The organism is Gordonia sp. ABSL11-1, assembly GCF_030315685.1.
Classification (GTDB): domain Bacteria; phylum Actinomycetota; class Actinomycetes; order Mycobacteriales; family Mycobacteriaceae; genus Gordonia.
Genome location: NZ_JASXSI010000055.1, coordinates 1 through 4,025 on the forward strand (window position 1 = coordinate 1; position 4,025 = coordinate 4,025).

Sequence of the window (4,025 nt, forward strand, 5' to 3'; positions counted from 1 at the left end):
TGAGGGTATGAATGAGCCATGCCCTCACTTATCCAATAAGTGAGGGCACACGCCAGTCCGACCCTCCACGCACCTCCCGACCCCACCCACCGCAGGGCATACTTGTTCCTGATTCGTGCATCTCTCGTCTGGAGGTTCCTGTGGCCGGTGGCCTCGTCGCTCTGTTGGATGACATCGCGGCCCTGACCAAGGTGGCCGCGGCGTCGATCGACGACATCGGCGCCGCAGCCGGTAAGGCCAGCATCAAGGCGGCCGGCGTGGTCGTCGACGACACGGCCGTGACGCCGCGTTACGTCCACGGCTTCACCCCCGACCGCGAGCTGCCGATCGTCCGCAAGATCGCCATCGGCTCGATCCGGAACAAGCTGCTGATCATCCTGCCGGTGGCGATGATCCTCAGTCAGTTCCTCCCACAGGCCCTCCCGTATCTGCTGATCGCCGGCGGCCTGTTCCTGAGCTACGAGGGTGCCGAGAAGGTCTACGAGGCCCTCGGCGGCGGGCACGGGCACGACCACACCGGCGACGAGCCCGCGGCAGAGAAGGGCCCGGAGTTCGAGAAGTCGATGGTCAACGGCGCCATCCGCACCGACCTCATCCTGTCCGCGGAAATCATGGTGATCTCGCTGTCGTCGGTCGAATCCGAGCCGTTCCTCACGCGGTTGCTGGTACTCATCGTCGTGGCCTTCCTCATCACCGCACTCGTCTACGGAGTGGTCGCGTTGATCGTCAAGATGGACGACGTCGGGCTGGCCCTGGCGCAACGTGAGTCGACGGCGAGCCAGAAGATCGGCCGCGGCCTGGTCAAGGCGATGCCGAAGATCATGTCCACCCTGACCGTCGTGGGTATCGCCGCGATGTTGTGGGTCGGCGGCCACATCCTGATCGTCAACGTCGGCGAAGCCGGATTCCATTGGCCCGCCGACCGTCTGCACGACATCGAGCACTGGTTCGAGGAACTCTCTCACGGATTCGGCGGCGTGCTGTCGTGGACTGCGGTGACCGTGGTCTCAGCGCTCGTGGGCTTGGTGATCGGCGCGATCATCGTGGCGATCATGCAGCTCATCCCGAAGCGCGGTGTGAGGGACACGACTGCCCAGACCGCGGAGTGATTGAGGGGTTCTCATACCCACGCGAGGATGAGCAGAAGCCATCGGCCGGCTCCTCCGGCCGCGCACGCGCCGATGAAGACCGCCAGCGCCATCGGCGCCTTGATGTGTCGGGCAAAAGCACCCACCACCCAACCGATGATGAGGGCGGCCACACAGACGGCCAGCCAACCGCTGACCAGGAGCGTGCCGAACCAGCAGGTCGCAAGGACGGTGAACACGACGACGATCCGCGTCACCGGGTCCCGCTGAGTCGTCGGCGTGGTGTCGGGGGTCATCGCGTGTCCTTCGTCGGTCACCTCGGCCGATCGTGTGACCGGCGCGTGTTTCGCGCGACCTCGCAGAGCGGTGGGGTCGGCGTGACAGTCTGACGTCCCGACCTGTGCGCGATGTTCCCGTCGGATCTCGTCTGTTCGTGTGACCATGGACGTCGACCGGACAGCCGCCATCGAGATGGAAGCGACGTGCCACCGTGAACGACGACGACATCTTCGCCGCCATCGCCGACGAGCGCCGCCGCCTTGCCGACCTCGCGGACACCTTCACCGACGATCAGTGGGCCACTCCGTCGCTGTGCGCCGGCTGGACGTGCCGCGACGTGACCGCCCACCTGCTGGTGCCGCTGGTGGTGTCCATACCGGCCTTCGGACTCGCGATGATGCGAGCACGTGGAAACTTCGATCGCGCCAATATCGCTACGGCAGCCAAGGTCAGCGCGAAGTATGCGGACCTGCCGAAGGCGTTGCGGGACAAGGCCGACAAGCGGTTCACCCCACCGGCGCAGGGGCCGTGCGCACCGCTCACCGACATCGTCGTCCATGGTTTCGACATCCGACGGCCCCTCGGCATTCCCGCGACCCTCGATCCGGACCGCACGCGTGTGGTGCTCGACTTCCTGATCCGCCCGGAGAGTTCGCGCATCTTCGGAAAGGTTCCGACCACCGTGCGCTGGGTGGCGACAGACGTGGACTGGTCCTCTGGCGATGGACCGGTTGTCGAAGGCTCAGCGGACGCGTTGCTGCTGGCGCTCACCGGTCGGGCGGCGGGGATCGCCGACCTCGACGGCGAAGGTGTCGCGCAGTTGCGGTAGCGGCGAGAGCCCTGGGCCTCACGCTCGAGGCGCCAGCCTCTTAGCAATGCTTCGGCAATCGTTTCTCCTCAGCTTGTGGTGGTTGATCAGGCGTCGACGACGGCCGCTGTCACCAGTGCCGACGGTGCTCGCGGGCTCGGTGGAACCCCGGATCGTGCTGTACTGGGTAAATGATCAAGCTCCTCGTGATCGTCGTCGTCGCGGCGGCGATCGCGGTTGCGTTGGTCATGATCGGTTCGTGGGTGGCCAGCGGTGTCCGATCCTTGGGCGCCGGGCTTGGCCGCCTGATACGAGGCGGTGAGTCAGCCGACGAGACGCACCCCGAGCTGCCGACGGTCGATGCGACGGCGAACACCGCGCCCGCCGACGCCCTCGCCACACTGGCCGGCGATCTACGCGCGGCCCGCACCCGCCGTTTGGCGCGATGCCGGGAGATCCAGGAAGTCGCCGAACCCACCGAGTCGCGGCGATACCTGGACCTAGCGGTCGACACCTGGCCAGAGGCCGCCCAGGACAGGGACCGACTGCGGAACGATTCGATCGGGCAGATCGCCATCTCCGCGGGCATCGTCGCCGACCGCGTGACAGACTACCCGGCCTGGAAGCTGGACTTCTACGATCGGCACGGCGTCCGCGTGGACCTGGCTGCCGAAGTCGTCGCGCTCGCGACGTCGGCGGCCCACGTCCGTGAGCAGGTAACGCTGCTCGGTCAGCCACCGACACATCTGCGGACCGACCACGATGTCGTCGACACGTACACCGCCAAAGCTCGGCTGCTGTCGCGGCGACTCGACGGGCTCGTTGACCGACTCGAAGCGTTGGCCGAGTACCAGCAGATCGTCGCCGCCATCCAGCATCGGCTGGACAAGCGGGAGTGGCTCGACCGGGTCAGCGCCATCGACGAGTTCGAGAACGAGGTCGACGCCCAGTGGGACACCTCCGAGGCCGATCGGATCCGCACCACCGCCGACGAGTCGGAGATGCTGGCGTCGATCTACCTGGATGCACTTGCGCCGCTGGCGAAGAGGCTCGAGCAGGAGTGAGACGTCAGCCGTTCGCGCCGACCGTGGTCGTGCTCGGGACCGAGTCGGGTGCCTGAGCGTCGACGGTGTCGAGGGTGGGATCTTCGATTGCGACCGGCTCCCGCACCGGCTCCCCATCGGGCCCTTCGAACCGCCGGCCCTACCCGGTGATGATGGAGAACGCCATCACGACGCTCAGCACCAGCGGATAGAAGGTGACCGCGAACAGGGCCAGCGCCGACACCTCATTCGGTCCCTCGGTCAGCATGCTCGCGATCAGCAGGAACGAACTGACCACCGGGACAACCGAACCGAGTCCCAGGACGTTGCAGTCCATGACGTTGGCCCGACGATACGGATGCAGCCCGACGCGGGAACCGATGCGGTCGACCAGCGGCCCGTAGAACATCATGGTGGGTCCGTTGACGCCGGCGAACAGTCCGCCGGACACGATCGCGCCGATGGCGATGGTGGCCTCGGTACCGCGCGGGGTGGCGGTGAAGCGTGAGGCGGTGACGGCTTCGACGATGGCGTCGAACACCCCGGAGCCATCGAGGACGCCGATGATGGCGAACACGATGATGCCGAGGCCGATCAGCGGCAGCACGTCGGTGATGCCGTCGACGAGGAATCCGGCGGCCGCGTCGTCCTTCGCGGAGATGATGTCGGCGGGGGTGATCAGGCCGAATGCCAGCCCGATGACCGTGCCGACGACCAGTCCGACGGTGGTCGCGAGGAACAGGTCGCGCTTCCAGAACGCCACGGCGAGTAGGGCGACCACGGCGACGAGCATGATCAGCGGCTTAG

General features: G+C 66.6%; 5 protein-coding genes. 3 read left to right on the forward strand and 2 right to left on the reverse strand.

Translation table 11 applies throughout. The features are described from left to right. The first annotated feature begins 140 nt into the window (after positions 1 to 140). Positions 141 to 1,109: a DUF808 domain-containing protein gene (locus tag QSJ19_RS26235; RefSeq protein WP_286323989.1), complete on the forward strand. Its 969-nt coding sequence runs from the start codon at positions 141 to 143 to the stop codon at positions 1,107 to 1,109. A gap of 11 nt (positions 1,110 to 1,120) precedes the next feature. Here the strand turns inward: QSJ19_RS26235 and QSJ19_RS26240 are convergent, their stop codons facing one another. Continuing rightward, complete coding sequence (locus QSJ19_RS26240; protein WP_286323990.1) at positions 1,121 to 1,384, reverse strand: hypothetical protein; 264 nt, start codon at positions 1,382 to 1,384, stop codon at positions 1,121 to 1,123. Positions 1,385 to 1,578: 194 nt separating this feature from the next. Here QSJ19_RS26240 and QSJ19_RS26245 point away from each other — a divergent pair, with 194 nt between their 5' ends. Together QSJ19_RS26245 and QSJ19_RS26250 are read left to right on the forward strand one after the other, a co-directional pair. Further along, positions 1,579 to 2,196 (forward strand): maleylpyruvate isomerase family mycothiol-dependent enzyme, encoded by a 618-nt coding sequence (locus QSJ19_RS26245; RefSeq protein WP_286323991.1) that lies wholly within the window; start codon positions 1,579 to 1,581, stop codon positions 2,194 to 2,196. Positions 2,197 to 2,366: 170 nt separating this feature from the next. After that, complete coding sequence (locus tag QSJ19_RS26250) at positions 2,367 to 3,239, forward strand: hypothetical protein (RefSeq protein ID WP_286323992.1); 873 nt, start codon at positions 2,367 to 2,369, stop codon at positions 3,237 to 3,239. A gap of 139 nt (positions 3,240 to 3,378) precedes the next feature. On the opposite strand, the gene QSJ19_RS26255 is transcribed toward QSJ19_RS26250, so the two are convergent. Continuing rightward, positions 3,379 to 4,025, reverse strand: a 647-nt coding sequence (locus QSJ19_RS26255) for a Na+/H+ antiporter NhaC family protein (RefSeq protein ID WP_286323993.1), incomplete at its 5' end; no start/stop codon positions are given.

What these genes read in the sequence shown, in the direction of transcription:
- QSJ19_RS26240 (WP_286323990.1), bottom strand. Translation starts at nt 1,384, where the DNA reads ATGACCCCCGACACCACGCCGACGACTCAGCGGGACCCGGTGACGCGG.
- QSJ19_RS26250 (WP_286323992.1), top strand. Translation starts at nt 2,367, where the DNA reads ATGATCAAGCTCCTCGTGATCGTCGTCGTCGCGGCGGCGATCGCGGTT.